The organism is Terriglobus tenax, assembly GCF_025685395.1.
GTDB classification, from domain to species: Bacteria; Acidobacteriota; Terriglobia; order Terriglobales; family Acidobacteriaceae; genus Terriglobus; species Terriglobus tenax.
The window spans coordinates 1,854,505-1,871,576 of the sequence record NZ_JAGSYA010000004.1 but is presented as its reverse complement, the minus strand read 5'-3'; the positions used below and the strand labels follow the sequence as shown (position 1 = coordinate 1,871,576).

Sequence of the window (17,072 nt, the reverse complement as noted above, 5' to 3'; positions counted from 1 at the left end):
AGAAAAGATGACTGTTGCCGAACTGATGCGCTACAACTTCGACCAGATCTTCATTGAGCTCGATCCGGTAAAGCGCGAGGCCATGATGCGCGAGGCCTACACCGAAGACTGCGTGTGGATTCACCCGGGCGGCCGGCTGGTGGGCATTGCCGTCATCAACGCCGCAGCGTCAGAGATTCGCAAGCGCATCCCCGACTTGCGTTACACGGTCGTCGGCGAGATCCACACGATGCACACTGTCGGCATCTGTCGCTGGGGCAGCGGGCTTCCGGGTGAGCCCTTCCGGTACACCGGCACAGATGTTGTGGAAGAACGCGACGGGCGCGTGGTCATCTTCTACACCTTCATCGACGGCGGCACACCGCCGCTCGCTGGCTGACTGACAAAACCTGTCCGGGCCGGTTCCTTCGCGGGACTGGTCCGGAGACAGGGCCGTTGCACGCCACCGCCTGCAACGGCGGCTTCGGACGTAGAATAAACAGCGTTATGCAGTTGGCAACCATCGCGTCCCTGGGCCAGTTTGAAGGCCAGTCCGTCACCCTGCGTGGGTGGCTCTACAACATCCGCAAGAGCGGCAAGCTGCTGTTTCCCATCTTCCGCGATGGCACCGGCACCATCCAGGGCATTGTTCCCAAGGCTGCGGTTCCAGAGCAGGTCTTCGAGACGATCAAGGATCTGACGCTGGAGAGCTCGGTCATTGTGACCGGCAAGGTACGCCGCGACGAACGCGCGCCCTCCGGCTTCGAGCTCGACGTCGAGAACATCGAGGTCATTCACAAGATCCCCGAAGAGACGCCCTTCCCCATCTCGCTGAAAGAGCATGGCGTCGACTTCCTGATGGAGCACCGCCATCTGTGGATCCGCACGCCGCGGCAGTCGGCCATTCTGCGCATTCGCGCCACCATCATGCGCGCCGCGCAGGAGTACTTCGATACCAACGGCTTCACGCGCACCGATCCGCCTATCCTGACGCCGAACGCCTGCGAGGGAACGAGCGAGCTGTTTGAGATGGATTACTTCGACCAGGAGAAGGCCTACCTCACGCAGTCGGGCCAGCTTTACATCGAGGCGACTGCTCTTGCCTTGGGCAAGGTCTACAGCTTCGGGCCGACCTTCCGCGCGGAGAAGTCGAAGACCCGCCGCCACCTGACCGAGTTCTGGATGATCGAACCGGAGGTTGCCTACCTGGAGCTCGACGGCCTGATGGAGCTGGCTGAGAACTTCGTCTCGCACATTGTGAAGCGCGTTCTGGAAGGCCACCAGGCTGATTTGAAGGTGCTGAACAAGGACGTCGCAAAGCTCGAAGCGATCCAGGCTCCGTTCCCCAAGATCAGCTACGACGAAGCCCACGCAATGTTAGAAGATGCCTATGCGAAGGGGTTGATCGAGAACCCGCACACATACGGCGACGACTTCGGCTCACCCGACGAGACCTACATCAGCAACCAGTTCGACCGGCCGGTGATGGTGCATCGTTACCCTGCGGCGGTAAAAGCCTTCTACATGGAGCCCGACCCCAAGGACCCGACCAAAGCTCTGTGTCTGGATGTCCTCGCTCCCGAAGGCTACGGCGAGATCATCGGCGGCAGCCAGCGCGTCTCATCCTACGAGCTACTGAAGAGCCGCATCGAAGCCCACGAACTCCCGCTCGAAGCCTTCCAGTGGTACCTCGACCTCCGCAAGTACGGCTCAGTACCCCACGCAGGCTTCGGCATGGGAATTGAGCGCGTAGTGGCGTGGGTCTGCGGTCTGGATCATGTTCGGGAGACCATTCCGTTTGCACGCACGCTGAATCGGATTTATCCGTAAGAAACGGGTACTTGCGCTGGGTTACCTTGTAAGGCCCACACTGATTTATAAAGTTTCCGGCCACTCTTTGTGTCCGATACACTCCATGACGAATCGATTCTTTGTCTTATTGCAGGTAACATTCAGGCGATGCACGTTTCCGTGGGTATGGGTGGAGGTAAGCTCGTAACCAAGCTTGTTCAGCTCATGGAGTGCAAGCCGAAAATCATCAACATCGTAAAGTTCGCCATTCTGCGGAATCTGCTGGTTGGAGCGATTGTCTCGTTTGCTTGTCCTCATGGCAAGGAACCTCTGAATCATATTAGTCCCACATATGTAGTAACTATCAGCAGCCGAATATGGGGTGAGGACACCTAAAAGCTAGCCCGCAGTTCCACCTTCTTCGCCACCGGCTCCACAATCTTCACCCGCCCATGCCCCGGATTAATCTGCTCCCGGAGGCGGACGATTCCATACTCTTCCAGCTTTTTCACGTCGCGCCGGACTGACTTCGGGTCGCGCTTCAGAAGGACCGCAAGCGCGCTCATCGAAAGATGCTTCGTACGCACGGTCTCCAGAAGTCGCGTGCGTTCCACCGTCAGCAGCTGAAGCATCTCGCGAGCTGATTCGAAGGTGATGCCGAACGAAGGTTGAATTTTTTCCCCAGCGTCGAGCTTCTTTGCGCGTGCCAGCGCCCGCTTTGTAAAGCCTTCAAAGCCGTCAGATCGAATCTCAAGGTTCATCGCTTTTTCCTCCGCAATACCTCGACCTGTTCTGCAAATTGCAGAACAAGCGCTTCGTAGCCTGCGAACACAAAGTCGGACACGAATCCGCACTGATGTCGATGATGCTTGCCATGAGCGTTGTCATAGCCCAACACGCGCCCGTTATCTTTCACGCACAGCACATGCTGAATAAACGCGAGGTTATAACGGACAACCTCGCCCTTGGCGTTCTCCCATACCTCTTCGCGCAGCAGGCCTCGGCCAGCGGCGCAGCGAATAGGAGCTTCCTCATCGACCGTCTTTCTCAGCAGGTGTTTGCCGGTCACAGAGGAAGGGTAGCACAGGTAGGTCATAATATGCCCTATCTGCTATTCGTCTGATACCCACCGTTAGCCATTTTGAGACGACTATCCGTGAGCACTTCCTTTCCGCCTCTCCCAAGCCGTACCCTCATACGTGATGGCAAAGAAACTTCGCGTAGGCATTCTCTTCGGTGGCCGCAGTGGCGAGCATGAAGTCTCGCTCCGCTCTGCCGCTTCGATTCTCAAGGCGATTGATAAGAAAAAGTACGAGGTGGTGCCCATCGGCATCACCAAGCAAGGCCAGTGGCTGACGGCCGGCAATGCGCAGGCGCTGCTTGTGGGGGAGTTGCCGGTGCAGGAGCCGGTCCCTGCCGTTGCCATCATTCCGCCATCGCCCGCGATTAAGCCCGCGAAGAAGGCCAAGGGGCTTGCTCTGGCTGCTGCGGCGGAGCCGGCTTCGCCTGCGCTCGACGTGGTTTTCCCCGTGCTGCACGGCACCTTTGGCGAGGACGGTACCATCCAGGGACTGTTTGAGCTGGCGGACATCGCTTATGTCGGCTCCGGCGTGCTGGGCTCGTCGGCCGGTATGGACAAGGACGCGATGAAGCGCATGTTTGCGGCGTCTCAGCTGCCCATGACGCCGCACGTCACCCTGCTGCGCAGTGAGTGGACGGCTGATCCGAAAAAGGCCACACGCCTGATTGAGAAGAAGCTGCAGTACCCGGTTTTTGTGAAGCCTGCGAACCTTGGTTCGTCGGTGGGTATCAGCAAGGTGAAGTCGCGTGCTGACCTGGCGGCGGCCATGGACCTGGCGGCCAGCTTCGACCGCAAGATCGTGATTGAAGAGGGCGTTGGCGGCCCCGGTGTGAAGCCGCGGGAGCTGGAAGTGGCTGTGCTGGGCAACGATGCGCCGGATGCCTCGGTTGTTGGAGAGATCGTGCCCGACCGCGAGTTCTACGACTACGCGTCGAAGTACGACGCCACCAGCACCTCCGAGCCGGTGATTCCGGCCAACATTACGGCAAAGCAGGCGAAGCAGATTCGCGAAATGGCCATTGCCGCTTTCCGTGCCTGCGACTGCAGCGGTTTGGCGCGCGTGGACTTCCTGATGGAGCCAACGCACGATGCACAGGGAAAGAAGATCAGGAATCCGAAGATCGTTCTGAACGAGATCAATACCATGCCGGGCTTTACCAGCATCAGCATGTATCCAAAGCTGTGGGAGGCCAGTGGGATTGGGTATTCCCAGCTGATCGACCGCCTGATCCAGTTTGCTCTTGAGCGCCATGCCGAAAAGCGCGAAACCAGCTTCAGCAAGTGAGAACCTATGTCCGTCACGCATCGCGATAACGACAATATGACCACGCCCGAGCCCGGGCTTCGCCGCCAGGTGATGAGCTATACGCCGGAGATGATGCTGGTGCGCCACACCATGGAACCGGGCTGGGTGGGGGCCGCGCATTCGCATCCGCACCAGCAGATGGTGTTTGTCATCAGCGGGCATATTGTGCTGACCACCCCCGACGGTGACCACACGCTGAAGGCAGGGGACAGCATCATCGTCGCCGGAGATGCCATGCACCAGGCTCGTGCGTTCGAGGCCAGCGAGGTGCTGGACGTCTTCACGCCCTATCGCGAAGACTACGCCTGATCGCTTAGGCCCACGACCGGCAGTACGAAGGAGAGGATGGTCGCTGTATCCTGCTCCGGCGTATGGTTGGCCTCGCCATACATACGGCGTTCGTTCATGCCGCGCAGCAGGTCCATCAGCGCCCAGCCGACCGGTTCAAAGTCGCGTGCTGGAAGCTCGCCGGCACGCACCCCGTCCTCGAAAATCTCGACCAGTTCCTTGACCGTGGTCTGCAGCAGGCCGTGTGTCTGCTTGCGGTGGCGGCGTTCGCGGCCAATGGTGACCAGCATGCGGTAAAGGTTCGGCTGCGTGGCCCAGAAGCTCATGCGTGTGGTCAGGAAGACGCGCAACCGGTTGACGGTGCCTGTGACCCCGGTCATCGCCCTCTGCATGGACTCCTTCTGCTCCTGCGCGGCCTGCGAGATGGCGGCCTCATAGATCTCTTCCTTGGAGGAGAAGTAGAGGTACAGGGTGCCCTTGGCGACCTTCGCCTTTTCTGCGACGTCGTCCATGCGTGTTTCCGCAAACCCTTTCTTGCCAAAGAGTTTCAGGGCGGCGTCAAGAATCTCTGAACGCCGGAAGTCGGTCAGCACCTGGCGACGGGATTTAGGCTTAGCGGGCACTCAAAGCCAAGCTAACATAATGAATCCCGAATGGCGGTTCTTCTCTCAAATGACTAGTCAGTCATTTTTATGACCAGCCAGTCTTCCATCCTCGACGCCGAAGAATCGCTCAGCACCTCCGCTCCCGGGTTTGAACCCGGCGTCCCGCTTGAGACCGAAGCAGAAAAGCCCGCATCGGGCATGCCGTACTTTAATCCGTGGATTATTGCGCTGGTGGTGACCATGGGCACCTTCATGGAGGTGCTCGACACCTCCATTGCGAATGTGGCGCTGCCGCATATCGCCGGCTCGCTCTCCGCCTCGCAGGATGAGAGCACCTGGGTGCTGACGACGTACCTGGTGGCGAACGCCATCATTCTGCCCATCAGCGGATGGATCTCTTCCGTGCTGGGCCGGCGGAACTTCTATCTCGGCTCCGTGATTCTGTTTACCGCTTTCTCTGCTGCCTGCGGATTGGCTCCCACGCTGGGGATGCTGGTTGCCTTCCGTGTTCTGCAGGGATTGGCTGGCGGTGGCCTGCAGCCCTCCGTGCAGGCCATCCTGGCCGATACCTTTCCGGGCAACAAACGCGGCATGGCTATGGCGGTCTACACGGTCGCCATTCTTTGCGCCCCGGTTCTTGGACCTACGCTCGGCGGCTGGATCACCGATAACTACTCCTGGCGCTGGATCTTCTACATCAACATCCCCGTCGGACTGGCCTGCGCTTTCTTCACGAGGATTGTGCTGCATGACCCGCCGCACCTGATCGCTGCACGCAAGGCGCAGAAGGGGAAGCCGCTGCAGGTAGACTTCGGCGGTCTTGCGCTTATCTCCATTGGCCTGGGAGCGTTGGAGATCGTACTGGACAAGGGACAGGAGCTCGACTGGCTTGGCTCGACCTTCATTACCTGGAGCAGTATTGTCGCGGTCGGCTGCCTGGTGGGCGCCATCGTGTGGGAGCTCTACGTCGACAAGCCCGTGGTGAACCTGCGTCTTCTGGGCGAACGTAACTTCGCCATCTGCTGCACCATTGTGCTGGCACTGTACACAGCGCTGTATGCAACCACCTTCCTGCTGCCGCAGTTCATGCAGCAGATGCTGGGCTACGACGCGACGACGGCCGGCATTGCCGTGTCACCTGCCGGCCTGGTGACCATGGCGGAGGTGCCGCTGGTGGGCTGGCTGCTGAGCCGCGGAAGCGATGCGCGCCGCATGATCGCCATGGGCATCACCATGATCACACTCGGTACGTGGTGGCTGGCGCATGGCAACCTGGAAGTATCCATGAGCGACATGATCTGGCCTCGCATCCTGCAGGTGATGGGCGTTGGCCTGACGACGGTGCCGCTCAGTACCATCATGTTCCGCTTCCTGCCGGGCGACCAGACCAGCAATGCGGCCGGCATCTACGCTCTGGTGCGCAATGAGGGCGGCAGTATTGGCATCGCCATCTCCAGCACCTTCCTGCAGCGGATGACGCAGACACATCAGGCGTATCTTGCGGCAAATATCACGGGAAGCAACGTAGCGGCTATCCAGGCTGCGCACGCGCTTGGCGGAGCTGTGGGCGGGGCATCGGCGGACACCAGCTACGCGGGCCTTGCGCTGGTCTATCACCAGCTGCAGAGGCAGGCTGAGCTGCTGGCATACATGGACCAGTACAAGCTGTTTGCGTATGTGCTGGCCTGCGTGCTGCCGCTGGTACTGCTGCTCAAAAAGCCACCGAAGATTGTCGGCAAGATCGAGCTGGACGCGCATTAAGAAACGATCAAGTAGGATGGCTGCTGTTCTGCTGTGTCATTCCGCAAGCTGAGAGAAAGAATCTGCTTGCAAAGCGCTAACCCAGCATCTGCAACAAGCCGGCCTCGTCAATCACCTTCACGCCAAGCTCGTTGGCTTTGTCGAGCTTGCTGCCGGCTTCTTCGCCGGCGACGACGTAGGTGGTCTTCTTGCTTACGGAACCGGAGACCTTGCCCCCGGCCGATTCAATCATCGTCTTGGCGTCTTCGCGCTTCAGCGTGGGCAGCGTGCCGGTCAACACGAAGGTCATGCCCTCCAGTTGCGAAGTCTTCTGCCGCTTCTCGGCGGTAAAGCTGAAGCCGAGCTCGTGCAGCCGTTCCACCAGTTGACGGTTCTTCTCTCCACGGAAGAACTCGTGAATGGCTGCAGCGACGATAGGCCCAATCTCGTTGACGCGCTGCAGTTCTTCCTCGCTGGCATCCATCAGCGCCTGCATGGCTTCATAATCCTGGCCGCGTGAGGCAAACTCTTCGGCCAGCAACTGTGCGGTGCGTTCGCCTACGTGGCGAATGCCAAGGCCCAGAAGCACGCGCCACAGCGGGTTGCGCCTGGACTTCTCAATTTCTTCGAGCAGTGTCTGCGCCGATTTCTGGCCAATGCGCTCCAGCGTCAGCAACTGGTCCATCGTCAGCGTGTACAGGTCGGCGACGGAGTGGACCAGGGCTTCACGTTTTACCGGAGCGGCTACCGTCTCTTCTTCCGCGCCTTCTTCCGGTTCAATCTCGGCTTGCCCCAGCAACTGCGCCACCAGTGCGTCGCCCAGGCCTTCAATGTTCATCACGCCGCGCGAGGCGAAGTGTCGAAGCTCCTCGCGCAGGCGAGCCGGGCAACTCGCGTTCACGCAGCGCCAGTCCACCTCGCCCTCTTCGCGAACCACAGGCTCGCCGCATACCGGGCAGTGGGTGGGGAAGACAATCTCCTGCGTGCCGCGCGGATGATTCTCGTCCACCTTGACGATCTTGGGAATGACATCGCCGCCGCGCTCCACCTGCACCCAGTCGCCGATCTTCACGCCCAGCCGAAGAATTTCGTCGGCGTTGTGCAGTGTGGCGTTGCTGACGGTGGTCCCGCCGATGAAGACGGGTGCCAGCCGGGCCACGGGTGTCAGCTTGCCGGTGCGGCCCACCTGAAAGCCGACATCTTTCAACTGGGTAAGGCCGGCGCGGGCGGGGAATTTGTAGGCGATTGCCCAGCGCGGAGCCTTGCCAGTGAAGCCAAGCCGCGCCTGCTGCGCGGTGGAGTTCACCTTGATGACAACGCCGTCGATCTCATAACCCAGCGTGTCGCGCTGTGTCTCAGCCCCGGCGATGAAAGCCAGAACTTCCTCGATCGATTTGACGGACGCTCCGTGCAGGTTCACGCGGAAGCCGGCGGCCTTCAGCGCATCCAGCGTTTCCTGCTGGCCAGTTAGAAGCATCTCGCCATTCTGCAGCAGGAAGTAGGCGTAGAAGTCGAGACGGCGCTGGGCCACGATGTTCGGTTCCAGTGTGCGGATGGTGCCTGCGGCGGCGTTGCGTGGGTTCGCCTTCACGGGAAGGCCCGCGGCAAGGGCTTCCTCGTTCATCTTCTGGAATGCCTTCTGCGGCATGACCACTTCGCCGCGCACCTCGAACGCCTGCGGGATCCCGGCCTTCTTCAGCTTCGCGGCGGAGATGCTGAGCGGCACGCTCCTGATGGTGCGGACGTTGGTCGTGACATCCTCGCCCGTTGTTCCGTCGCCGCGCGTCAGGCCGCGTTGCAGCAGGGAAGAGCCATCTGTCCCGGGGCCATAATGCAGCGCCAGGGAGAGGCCATCCAGCTTCAGCTCGCAGACAAACTCCACCGTCTCGCCTTCGCGCAGGGCGGCGTGTACACGGTCAGACCAGGCACGCAACTCGGTCTCGTTGTAGGCGTTGTCCAGGGACAACATGGGGCGCGAGTGCGCCACCTTGGCGAAGCCCTCCTTGGGGCGGCCGCCGACGCGCTGCGTGGGCGAGTCCGTTGTCACCAGCTCCGGGTGCGCGGCTTCCAGAGCCTTCAGTTCGTTCATCAGAGCGTCGTAATCGGCGTCCTCCACCTCGGGAGCGTCTTCGACGTAGTACAGGTACTCGTGGTGGCGCAGGGTTTCGCGCAACGCCTCAATCTTGGTTTCAACACTCATGCCATTCGCATGATAGAACGCCCGCTTGTCATATTTCCCGCCGCGGGACTGTGCATTTCACCCTACAATCGGTTCGCAAGGAGAGCCATACCCATGACCGAAGCTGCAGTGCCCTCCACCGAAACCGGACTCACGCAAGTCCAGCGAGTTGTTTATACCTTCACGGCGCCATCCAGGACCTTTACCGATATTCTGACCCGCAGCCGCAATGTGCTGCTGCCGATCCTTCTGCTGTTTGCAGGCTCCTACCTCTTTACCTTCAGCGCGGCTACGCGCGTGGGCTATGACGGGCTGGCGGACAGCGCCCTCAAGGCCAATCCGCGGATGGAAGAGCGCCTGCAGAGCATGACCGCCGAACAGGTGGCGAGCATCCAGAAGCAACAGGTCATTGGCATGCGCGTCACGGTGTACGGCTTTCCCGTGGTGTACCTCATCTTCGGATCCCTGTATGCCCTCGTTTTCTGGGGAACGCTCAACTTTGGCTTCGGCGGAACGGCGACCTTCGGGAAGACCTTCGCGGTGGTGGTCTACAGCTTTCTGATTGGCATGCTGAAGTTTCTGCTGGCGGCCCTGATGCTCTGGGTTACGGATCCACCGGAGATCTTCACCTTCCAGGATCCGGTCGGCACCAACCCGGGTTATTACATGGACCAGCACACGGGCGCCCTGTACGCCCTGCTGACCTCGTTCGATATCTTCGAGATATGGCAATTCATCGCGCTGGGCATTGGCTGTGGCATTGTGGCAAAGCTGTCCGTGAAGAAGGGGCTGATCGCTGTCTTCGCGTGGTACATCGTGTTCGCGTTGCTGAAGGTCGGCTTTGCGGCGGCGTTCAGCTAAATGCAAGGCAGGAGCCATTATTTTGCCCGAAGCGCAGCACCTCCGGTTGGGATGACAGATGTTATGAGGGGAAAAGAAAAAGGCCGCGACAGGGTCGCGGCCTTTTCCGTGTTTCTCAAAAAAACTACTCAACCCACTTCTTGAAGACCAGCGAGCCATTGGTTCCGCCGAAGCCGAACGAGTTCGACAGGGCGTAGTTGATCTCCAGGGGTTGCGGCTTGCCCGGTGTGTAGTTCAGCCTGCACTCGGGGTCCACGTTCTCCAGGTTCATGGTCGGCGGAGCGATGCTGTGCTGCATCGCCATGATGGTGATGCCTGCCTCCAGGCCGCCGGCGCCGCCCAGAAGGTGGCCGGTCATCGACTTGGTGGAGCTGACCTGCAGCTTGTGGCTCAGGGCATGCTCGCCGAACAGGTTTTCGATGCCCTTGGACTCCAGCGCGTCACCCAGCGGTGTACTGGTGGCGTGGGCGTTCAGGTAATCGATCTGCTCGGGCTTCACTCCGGCTGACTTCAGAGCGTTGTTCATCGCGCGGTAGCAGCCTTCGCCTTCCGGTGCCATTCCGGTCATGTGGAAGGCGTCGGAGCTCATGCCGTAGCCGACGATTTCAGCGAGAATCTTTGCACCGCGCGCCTTGGCAAACTCCAGCTCTTCCAGAATCAGAATGCCTGCGCCTTCGCCCACCACAAAGCCGTCGCGGTCCTTGTCCCAGGGCCGGCAGGCATGCAGCGGATCGTCGTTGCGGGAGGAGAGAGCCTTCATCGCGGCAAAGCCGCCAACGCCCATGGGCGTGATAGCTGCTTCTGCGCCGCCAGCGATCATGGCATCGGCATCGCCCCGCTCAATAATGCGGTAGGCGTCGCCAATGGAATGGGCGCTGGTGGTGCAGGCCGTGGCCGTGGCTTCGTTCGGTCCCTTCGCGCCAAAGCGGATGGAGACGTGCCCGGCGGCCAGGTTCACGATCGATGCGGGAATAAAGAACGGCGAAATTTTGCGCGGACCGCCGTTCATCAGGTTGGTGTGCTCGCGCTCGATGACATCGAAACCGCCGATGCCGGAGCCGATATGCACGCCAACCATCTCGGCGTTATCCGGCGTGACCTTCAGCCCACTCTGGTCCATCGCTTCCTGTGCGGCGGCAATGGCAAAGTGGATGAAACGGCCCATCTTGCGGGCCTCTTTCTTATCGATGAACTGGTGAGGATCGAAGTTCTTGACCTCGGCTGCAAAGCGGACGGAATGGCCTTCCAGGGGGAAGGCCGTGATCTCCGCCATACCGCTCTTGCCAGCCATCAGTCCATCCCAGATCTCAGGTGCGGAGTTACCAACACCGCAGATCAGACCCAGGCCTGTTACGACGACGCGACGCTTTTCCACGTGATTCCTTTGGTTACTTCTTCGAATGCGACTCGATGTAGTCGATCGCGTCCTTTACGGTCTTGATCTTCTCGGCGTCCTCATCCGGGATCTGGATGTCGAAGGCTTCCTCAAACTGCATCACCAGCTCGACCACGTCCAGCGAGTCGGCGCCCAGGTCTTCCTGGAAGCTTGCACCGGGGGTTACCTCGGCCTCATCCACCTGAAGCTGCTCGACAATGATTGATTTCACCTTTTCTGAAACGTCTGCCATGAGTTGGTTCTCCTGTCTTTCCCTCGTGTGAATCTTGGGTACTGCTCAATCCTGATGCGTTCTTCCGGGTACGCGCGGCAAATTTTCCGCGAAATCCCAGGATACGAAACGCCCTGTTGAGTGTAAAACAACCGGGTGGAAAGGAAAACGAGCCCTTTTAAAAGGGTTCCTCTTCCGATGCCGCCAGCAGCGGAGCAACCCCCGCGATCTCTTCGAAGCTGACCGGCGGCATTTGGTTGTCGCCGGACGGTAACTCCGTCACTCCACGCAGGTTGCGGTTGATGGCCCGGGTGCGGGTACCGATCTCGCCAAGTGTTTTCTGGACGCGTCCGACGTTATCTTCCACCTTAGTCATCAGGACTTCGAATTTTCCGAACTCCGTCTTCACGTTGCTCAGCACCTTCCACACCTCGCTGCCCTTCTTTTCAAGCGCAAGGGTGTGGAAGCCCATCTGGAAGCTGGTCAGAATGGCCATAAAAGTGGACGGTCCGGCAATGGTGACGCGGCACTTCTGCTGGACCTCAGTCTGCAGCCCCGGGCGGCGGACCACCTCGGCGTACAGGCTTTCCGTGGGCAGAAACATGATGGCGTGGGGCAGCGTCACCGGTTCCTCAATGTACTTGTCGCAGATGCGCTGACCTTCAATGCGGATGGCACGCTCAAAGGCCGTGCCTGCCTTGGCAATCTCTTCCGGGGTGCCGTGTTCGTAGGCTGCCTCCAGGCGTTCCCAGTCTTCGCGGGGGAACTTAGCGTCGATCGGCAGCAGAACCTCACCCTCGGCTCCGTTGGGGAACTTCAGGGCATATTCCACGGTTTCCAGCGAACCCTTTTTGATACGGGCATTTTTCACATACTGTTCGGGAGAGAACATCTGCTCCAGCTGCATCCCCAGCTGGAACTCGCCCACAACGCCGCGTGACTTCACGTTGGAGAAGACCTTCTTCAGGTCGCTGACGCCGGTAGCCAGCTCCTTCATCTCGCCCAGGCCCTTCTGCACCTCGCCCAGATGGGTGGTTACCTGGCCAAAGCTCTCGGTCAGGCGGGTTTGCAGGGTGGCGTGCAGCTTCTCGTCCACCGTCTGGCGCATCTCCTCCAGCTTGGCGGCGTTGTCGCGGTTCAGCCGCTCCAGGCTCTGGGTGTTGTTCTGGGTCAGGTCGTTCAGCTTGGAGTTCAGGCTTTCGCGCAGGCTGGTGGCCTGGTCGTTCTGCGTCTGGGCAAACTGGCCCAGGCGGTTCTGCAGAAAGTCCATCTGCACCTTCATGGCGTGTTCCAGGCCGGCGGCAGACTGCTTGTTGTCGGAGCGGAAGCTGTCCAGACCGGTCGAAAGGCGGTCGCCCATCTGCATGATGCTGCCCATGACCTCGGTGCGCAGCTCGGCGGCGGCTTTGGCCTGTGTCTCAATGGAGCGCAGAGCGGCCTCGGCGGTCTCGCGGCGGGCGTCGGCAAAGCCGGTGCGCAGGGCTGCCTCAAGCGCCTCGGACCTGGCCTCCAGGCGTCGCAGCTGCTCGGGATCGATGGGAGGCGCCTGCTTGCGCAGCAGCACTGCGATCACCAAGATCAAGGTCAACCCATTTAAAGCCGCAAGCGCAATCAACATTTCGTTTTTCCTTCGCCCTTCAGGCTACCATTGTTCTGCGACAAATTCTGACGTGGAAATCCTGGGGAGAAACCGGAAAGAAACGTCGAGCGCGGTACATTAAGCAGCGAAGCAGCACGTATCCCTGAATGGAGCTCCCCCTTCCCGATGGCGATGATCGAATTCGTCCGCAACTATTCTGACCGTTCCACGGACCGCGGTTATCAGTTTGAGTTTCGCTGCGACCACTGTCACTCCGGCTATATGTCCAGCTACAAGGCCTCCGCCATCGGTGCGGCCGGGTCGGTGCTGGAGGCTGCGTCCAATATCTTCGGCTCGGTTTTCGGCAGCGCGCGCGAAACAGCCTACGATATTCAGCGCGCCATTGGCGGTAAGGCGCATGACTCGGCCCTGCAGGAGGCCGTCACCGAGGTGAAGCAGAAGTTCTCCCGCTGCCAGCGCTGCGGTAAATGGGTCTGCAACGATGTCTGCTGGAACGCCCGGGCGCAGCAGTGCACCGGCTGCACTCCGAAGTACGAGCAGGAGATCATCTCGCAGCGCACGCAGGCGCAGTTGCAGGCCTCTCAGCAGCAGTTGCAGGAGAAGGCGATGAGTACCGATTACGTCTCTGGCATCGACATGCGGCCTGACGTACAGATCGAGTTCAACCACGGCAACGCCGAGATTGAAGGTCACGATGTGCGCCAGCTTCCTTCCTCCGCCAACCAGGCAAAGACGGCTGCCGTGGCGGCTTGCACCGCTTGCAACGCGCCACTGACCGGTGGAAAGTTCTGTGGAGAGTGCGGAGCGCCGGTGGCACGGGCATGCCCGGCGTGCGGCGTGAGCGCCTCACCCACAGCAAAATTCTGTAACGATTGCGGGACGAAACTCTAATGCCAGAAAAACAGCGCTGCTCCTGGGCCAATTCTGATGAACTGATGCAGCAGTATCACGACAAGGAATGGGGCCGCCCGGTTCGCGACGCCCGAGCCATGTGGGAGTGCCTGATGCTGGAGGGCTTCCAGGCGGGCCTCTCCTGGCAGACCATCCTGAAGCGTCGCGAGGGCTTTCGCAAGGCGTTCAAAGACTTCGACCCGGCCAAGGTGGCGAAGTTCACCGAGAAGGACATCGAGCGCCTGATGCAGGACGAGGGCATTATCCGCGCCCGCGCCAAGATTGTGGCGACCATCGAGGGAGCGAAGATCTTCCTGAAGATGCAGGACGAGGGCGAGGACTTTGCGAAGACCTACTGGTCGTTTGTCGGTGGTAAGCCCATCGTGAACCGGACAGGGAAGTTTGTCGCGGAGACCGAGGTTTCGCAGCGCATCTCAAAAGACCTGAAGAAGCGCGGGTTTAAATTTGTGGGCCCGGTGATTGTGTATGCGTGGATGCAGGCCATCGGCATGGCGGATGACCACCACCCGGATTGTTTTCGGGCGTAGTGTTTTCTTTGTTTGTTATCCCGACCGGAGGCGTACTGCGCTGCGCTCCGGTCGGGATAACAACTCTCTACCAGGTCAAAGCAGCATCTGCCACCTTCGCGCTTTGTACTGCCGCTTTCACATCATGCACGCGGATAACATGAGCGCCGGCCAGGATGCAGGCCGTATGAAAAGCCACGGTCGCAAACTCGCGGTCATGGACGTCGCCGCCAAGGAAGCCCTTGCGCGAAGCAGCCGCCAGTACCGGCAGGCCAAGCTCCTGCATCTGCGACATTCCTGCCAGCAGCTCGAAGTTCTCCGCTCCGCGTTTGCCGAAACCGAAGCCGGGGTCGATCACCAGCCGCTCAGGCTCGATCCCGCTGGAGGCCACGCGCTCCCGTAGCTCCCGTACGACGGTCGCGGCGATCTGCTGCATGGGCGGTAGTGCAGCCCACTCCTGTGGCCTGCCGCGCGTGTGCATCAGAACTACGCCGCAACGGAGATCGCGGCAGATGGCAGTCATCTCCGTGTCCCACAGCAGGCCGGAGACATCGTTGACGATCTCCGCTCCTGCCTCCACCGCAAGCCTTGCCGTGGAGGCCCGGTAAGTGTCCACGCTGAGGATCGCGCCCGCCCTGGTCAGCGCCTCAATCACCGGAAGGACACGGCGCTGTTCTTCGCTGCCGTCCACAAGGCCCGCTCCGCCGGGACGCGTGGATTCGCCGCCAATGTCCAGGATGTCCGCGCCTTCGTCCAACAGGCGCAGCCCGTGCGCCACCGGGTCATAGCTGCCGCCGTCGCTGAAGGAGTCCGGCGTGGCGTTGACAATGCCCATCACCCGCGTGCGCTCCCCCAGCGTCAGCGTGCGGCTGCGAAGCTGCCACGCAAACCGGTTTCTCTTCGCAAAGCCCATCGACCCCAATGCTAAACTCCGCCCATGCGCATGAGTTCGTTCTCAACCGGGTGCCCCACCCTCGCAACGCCAGGGTGGGTTCGGCTTCGTACGATTACCACTGGTCTTTTGCTGGCTTCCATGGCGATGCCTACCTTCGCCGCCAGCAAAAAGCCACGCAAGCCCTCGCTGCCGCAGCAGGTCGCCACCATCCTGGCCGATCCATCCGTCAGCCGCGCCCACTGGGGCGTCTTTGTCTCCACCATGGACGGCAAGCCGGTCTACGGTCTGAACGACGCGCAATACTTTGTCCCTGCCTCCAACAACAAGGTTTTCACCACGGCCACGGCCATCGCGCTGCTGGGGTCGCAGGCCACCTTCATCACGCGCATTGTGGCGGAGGGCAACGGCACGGCGATCCTGAGCGGCAACCTTGCGCTGGTGGGCGGCGGCGATCCGAATCTCTCCGGACGAAGCTTCCCTTATCTGCCGCCCTCGCAGCGGCCCAAGCCCGCGCCGCCCGCGGCCGATCCCTTGCAATCTCTGGCGAAGATGGCTGACCAGGTTGCCGGGACCGGCCTGAAGACCATCAACGGAGACATCGTCGGCGACGACACGCTCTTTCCCTGGGAGCCTTACCCGGAGGATTGGGCGATTGACGACACCGTCGGCGATGACGGATCGCCTGTCAGTGCGTTGACCCTGAACGACAACCGCATCGACGTGATTCTGACGCCGACGGAAACGGGCAAGCCCGCCGCCTATACCTTCGCTCCGGCGGTGCCGTATTACACGATTGAGAACCACGTGCTGACCGTTGCCGCTGGAGGCACAACCCGCATTGTTGCCGACCGCGACCTGGGTGCGCGCACGGTGACGCTGAGCGGGACGATCGCGCTGGACGCCAGGCCCTATGACGAACCGCTGGCCGTGCACGATCCGGCGGAGTTTGCAGCCGTTGCTCTGAAGCAGTTGCTGGAGCAGCGTGGAATTCTCGTCACCGGCAAGGCTGTTGCGCGTCATCGCTTGCCCGTCTCGCCCGCACCGAAGAACTTTCTTGCCGCTTCGCATGCGCCACTTGTTCTCGGCTCACCAAAGCCTGAGCCCCAACCTGCGGGCAGGGTGCTGGCCACGCATACTTCCGTGCCGCTGATCGACGCCATGCTGTGGACCAACAAGATCTCGCAGAATCTGCACGCCGAACTCTTCCTGCACCACCTGGGCGCGGCCTTTGGCGACGATGGCTCGACGGTCGAGGGTGCTCGTGTGGTCCGCAGCTTTCTGACGACGCGCGCGAGCGTGGGCCCGGATGATTTTGTTTTGTTTGATGGCAGCGGCCTCTCGGGCCACGACCTGATCACACCGCGCGCCCTGGGCAAGCTGCTGCAGTACGCGGGCACACAACCCTGGTTCGCAGAGTGGAAGAAGACTCTGCCCATCGGCGGTGAGGATGGCACGCTGTCTTCGCGCTTTCCGAACGCCCCGATGAAGGACCATCTCTTCGCTAAAACGGGAACCTTGTCGGAGGCGCGTGCGCTCTCCGGCTACGTGGATACGGCCAGCGGCAAGACACTGATCTTCTCCGTGATGGTGAGTACGCACTACCCGCGGACGAATGCGGACCGCGATGCGATGGACAAGATCGTGACCGCGATTGCGGCGGAGAACTAGCGCAATTTCTTGTCATCCCTCCACTGCGGCGCTACGCGCCTCCGGTCGGGATGA

The 17,072-nt window shown here is 60.7% G+C and carries 17 protein-coding genes; 9 read left to right on the top strand and 8 right to left on the bottom strand.

Annotation, left to right across the window (positions count from 1 at the left end; genetic code table 11):
• The first annotated feature begins 7 nt into the window (after nt 1-7).
• Both OHL13_RS13300 and asnS read left to right on the top strand, forming a co-directional pair.
• Nucleotides 8-379 carry a nuclear transport factor 2 family protein gene (locus OHL13_RS13300; protein ID WP_263410611.1) on the top strand — a complete coding sequence of 124 codons (372 nt, stop codon included), beginning with the start codon at nt 8-10 and terminating at the stop codon, nt 377-379.
• Between the two features lie 107 nt (nt 380-486).
• Nucleotides 487-1,809 (top strand): asparagine--tRNA ligase, encoded by a 1,323-nt coding sequence (asnS, locus tag OHL13_RS13295; protein WP_263410610.1) that lies wholly within the window; start codon nt 487-489, stop codon nt 1,807-1,809.
• Between the two features lie 353 nt (nt 1,810-2,162).
• On the opposite strand, the gene OHL13_RS13290 is transcribed toward asnS, so the two are convergent.
• Complete coding sequence (locus OHL13_RS13290) at nt 2,163-2,531, bottom strand: HVO_A0114 family putative DNA-binding protein (RefSeq protein WP_263410609.1); 369 nt, start codon at nt 2,529-2,531, stop codon at nt 2,163-2,165.
• On the bottom strand, nt 2,528-2,866 hold the full coding sequence (locus OHL13_RS13285) for a DUF6516 family protein (protein WP_263410608.1): 339 nt from the start codon (nt 2,864-2,866) through the stop codon (nt 2,528-2,530). The genes OHL13_RS13290 and OHL13_RS13285 overlap by 4 nt, the downstream gene beginning before the upstream one ends.
• A 106-nt stretch (nt 2,867-2,972) precedes the next feature.
• On the opposite strand from OHL13_RS13285, the gene OHL13_RS13280 reads away from it, so the two are divergent.
• A complete protein-coding gene (locus OHL13_RS13280) occupies nt 2,973-4,136 on the top strand; it encodes a D-alanine--D-alanine ligase family protein (RefSeq protein ID WP_263410607.1) in 1,164 nt (387 codons plus the stop codon).
• 6 nt (nt 4,137-4,142) lie between these two features.
• The gene (locus tag OHL13_RS13275) at nt 4,143-4,466 is read left to right on the top strand and encodes a cupin domain-containing protein (RefSeq protein WP_263410606.1); all 324 of its coding nucleotides are present in this window, start codon (nt 4,143-4,145) and stop codon (nt 4,464-4,466) included.
• Here the strand turns inward: OHL13_RS13275 and OHL13_RS13270 are convergent.
• Nucleotides 4,457-5,068 carry a TetR/AcrR family transcriptional regulator gene (locus OHL13_RS13270; RefSeq protein WP_263410605.1) on the bottom strand — a complete coding sequence of 204 codons (612 nt, stop codon included), beginning with the start codon at nt 5,066-5,068 and terminating at the stop codon, nt 4,457-4,459. The genes OHL13_RS13275 and OHL13_RS13270 overlap by 10 nt on opposite strands.
• 69 nt (nt 5,069-5,137) lie before the next feature.
• Here OHL13_RS13270 and OHL13_RS13265 point away from each other — a divergent pair, with 69 nt between their 5' ends.
• Nucleotides 5,138-6,811, top strand: a complete 1,674-nt coding sequence (locus tag OHL13_RS13265) for a DHA2 family efflux MFS transporter permease subunit (RefSeq protein ID WP_263410604.1) — start codon at nt 5,138-5,140, stop codon at nt 6,809-6,811.
• A gap of 76 nt (nt 6,812-6,887) precedes the next feature.
• Here the strand turns inward: OHL13_RS13265 and ligA are convergent, their stop codons facing one another.
• Nucleotides 6,888-8,990, bottom strand: a complete 2,103-nt coding sequence (gene ligA, locus OHL13_RS13260) for an NAD-dependent DNA ligase LigA (RefSeq protein ID WP_263410603.1) — start codon at nt 8,988-8,990, stop codon at nt 6,888-6,890.
• Between the two features lie 93 nt (nt 8,991-9,083).
• Here ligA and OHL13_RS13255 point away from each other — a divergent pair, with 93 nt between their 5' ends.
• The gene (locus tag OHL13_RS13255) at nt 9,084-9,830 is read left to right on the top strand and encodes a YIP1 family protein (protein ID WP_263410602.1); all 747 of its coding nucleotides are present in this window, start codon (nt 9,084-9,086) and stop codon (nt 9,828-9,830) included.
• Nucleotides 9,831-9,954: 124 nt separating this feature from the next.
• Here the strand turns inward: OHL13_RS13255 and fabF are convergent, their stop codons facing one another.
• The 3 genes from fabF to rmuC all read right to left on the bottom strand — a co-directional run bounded on the left by fabF (nt 9,955) and on the right by rmuC (nt 13,055).
• Complete coding sequence (fabF, locus tag OHL13_RS13250) at nt 9,955-11,205, bottom strand: beta-ketoacyl-ACP synthase II (protein WP_263410601.1); 1,251 nt, start codon at nt 11,203-11,205, stop codon at nt 9,955-9,957.
• Nucleotides 11,206-11,218: 13 nt separating this feature from the next.
• A complete protein-coding gene (locus OHL13_RS13245; RefSeq protein ID WP_263410600.1) occupies nt 11,219-11,458 on the bottom strand; it encodes an acyl carrier protein in 240 nt (79 codons plus the stop codon).
• Between the two features lie 157 nt (nt 11,459-11,615).
• Nucleotides 11,616-13,055: a DNA recombination protein RmuC gene (gene rmuC / locus OHL13_RS13240; protein ID WP_263410599.1), complete on the bottom strand. Its 1,440-nt coding sequence runs from the start codon at nt 13,053-13,055 to the stop codon at nt 11,616-11,618.
• 147 nt (nt 13,056-13,202) lie between these two features.
• Here rmuC and OHL13_RS13235 point away from each other — a divergent pair, with 147 nt between their 5' ends.
• Nucleotides 13,203-13,928, top strand: coding sequence for a zinc ribbon domain-containing protein (locus OHL13_RS13235; protein ID WP_263410598.1), 726 nt, complete (start codon nt 13,203-13,205; stop codon nt 13,926-13,928).
• Entirely contained in the window at nt 13,928-14,476 is a 549-nt protein-coding gene (locus OHL13_RS13230) for a DNA-3-methyladenine glycosylase I (protein ID WP_263410597.1), read from the top strand. Before OHL13_RS13235 ends, OHL13_RS13230 begins: the two co-directional genes overlap by 1 nt.
• Before the next feature lie 67 nt (nt 14,477-14,543).
• Here OHL13_RS13230 and folP read toward each other — a convergent pair whose 3' ends face one another.
• On the bottom strand, nt 14,544-15,368 hold the full coding sequence (gene folP / locus OHL13_RS13225; RefSeq protein WP_263410596.1) for a dihydropteroate synthase: 825 nt from the start codon (nt 15,366-15,368) through the stop codon (nt 14,544-14,546).
• 120 nt (nt 15,369-15,488) lie between these two features.
• Here folP and dacB point away from each other — a divergent pair, with 120 nt between their 5' ends.
• Entirely contained in the window at nt 15,489-17,018 is a 1,530-nt protein-coding gene (dacB, locus tag OHL13_RS13220) for a D-alanyl-D-alanine carboxypeptidase/D-alanyl-D-alanine endopeptidase (protein ID WP_263410595.1), read from the top strand.
• Nucleotides 17,019-17,072: the final 54 nt, after the last annotated feature.

What these genes read in the sequence shown, in the direction of transcription:
- OHL13_RS13300 (WP_263410611.1), top strand. Translation starts at nt 8, where the DNA reads ATGACTGTTGCCGAACTGATGCGCTACAACTTCGACCAGATCTTCATT.
- asnS (WP_263410610.1), top strand. Translation starts at nt 487, where the DNA reads ATGCAGTTGGCAACCATCGCGTCCCTGGGCCAGTTTGAAGGCCAGTCC.
- OHL13_RS13290 (WP_263410609.1), bottom strand. Translation starts at nt 2,531, where the DNA reads ATGAACCTTGAGATTCGATCTGACGGCTTTGAAGGCTTTACAAAGCGG.
- OHL13_RS13285 (WP_263410608.1), bottom strand. Translation starts at nt 2,866, where the DNA reads ATGACCTACCTGTGCTACCCTTCCTCTGTGACCGGCAAACACCTGCTG.
- OHL13_RS13280 (WP_263410607.1), top strand. Translation starts at nt 2,973, where the DNA reads ATGGCAAAGAAACTTCGCGTAGGCATTCTCTTCGGTGGCCGCAGTGGC.
- OHL13_RS13275 (WP_263410606.1), top strand. Translation starts at nt 4,143, where the DNA reads ATGTCCGTCACGCATCGCGATAACGACAATATGACCACGCCCGAGCCC.
- OHL13_RS13265 (WP_263410604.1), top strand. Translation starts at nt 5,138, where the DNA reads ATGACCAGCCAGTCTTCCATCCTCGACGCCGAAGAATCGCTCAGCACC.
- ligA (WP_263410603.1), bottom strand. Translation starts at nt 8,990, where the DNA reads ATGAGTGTTGAAACCAAGATTGAGGCGTTGCGCGAAACCCTGCGCCAC.
- OHL13_RS13255 (WP_263410602.1), top strand. Translation starts at nt 9,084, where the DNA reads ATGACCGAAGCTGCAGTGCCCTCCACCGAAACCGGACTCACGCAAGTC.
- OHL13_RS13245 (WP_263410600.1), bottom strand. Translation starts at nt 11,458, where the DNA reads ATGGCAGACGTTTCAGAAAAGGTGAAATCAATCATTGTCGAGCAGCTT.
- rmuC (WP_263410599.1), bottom strand. Translation starts at nt 13,055, where the DNA reads ATGTTGATTGCGCTTGCGGCTTTAAATGGGTTGACCTTGATCTTGGTG.
- OHL13_RS13235 (WP_263410598.1), top strand. Translation starts at nt 13,203, where the DNA reads ATGGCGATGATCGAATTCGTCCGCAACTATTCTGACCGTTCCACGGAC.
- OHL13_RS13230 (WP_263410597.1), top strand. Translation starts at nt 13,928, where the DNA reads ATGCCAGAAAAACAGCGCTGCTCCTGGGCCAATTCTGATGAACTGATG.
- folP (WP_263410596.1), bottom strand. Translation starts at nt 15,368, where the DNA reads ATGGGCTTTGCGAAGAGAAACCGGTTTGCGTGGCAGCTTCGCAGCCGC.
- dacB (WP_263410595.1), top strand. Translation starts at nt 15,489, where the DNA reads ATGGCGATGCCTACCTTCGCCGCCAGCAAAAAGCCACGCAAGCCCTCG.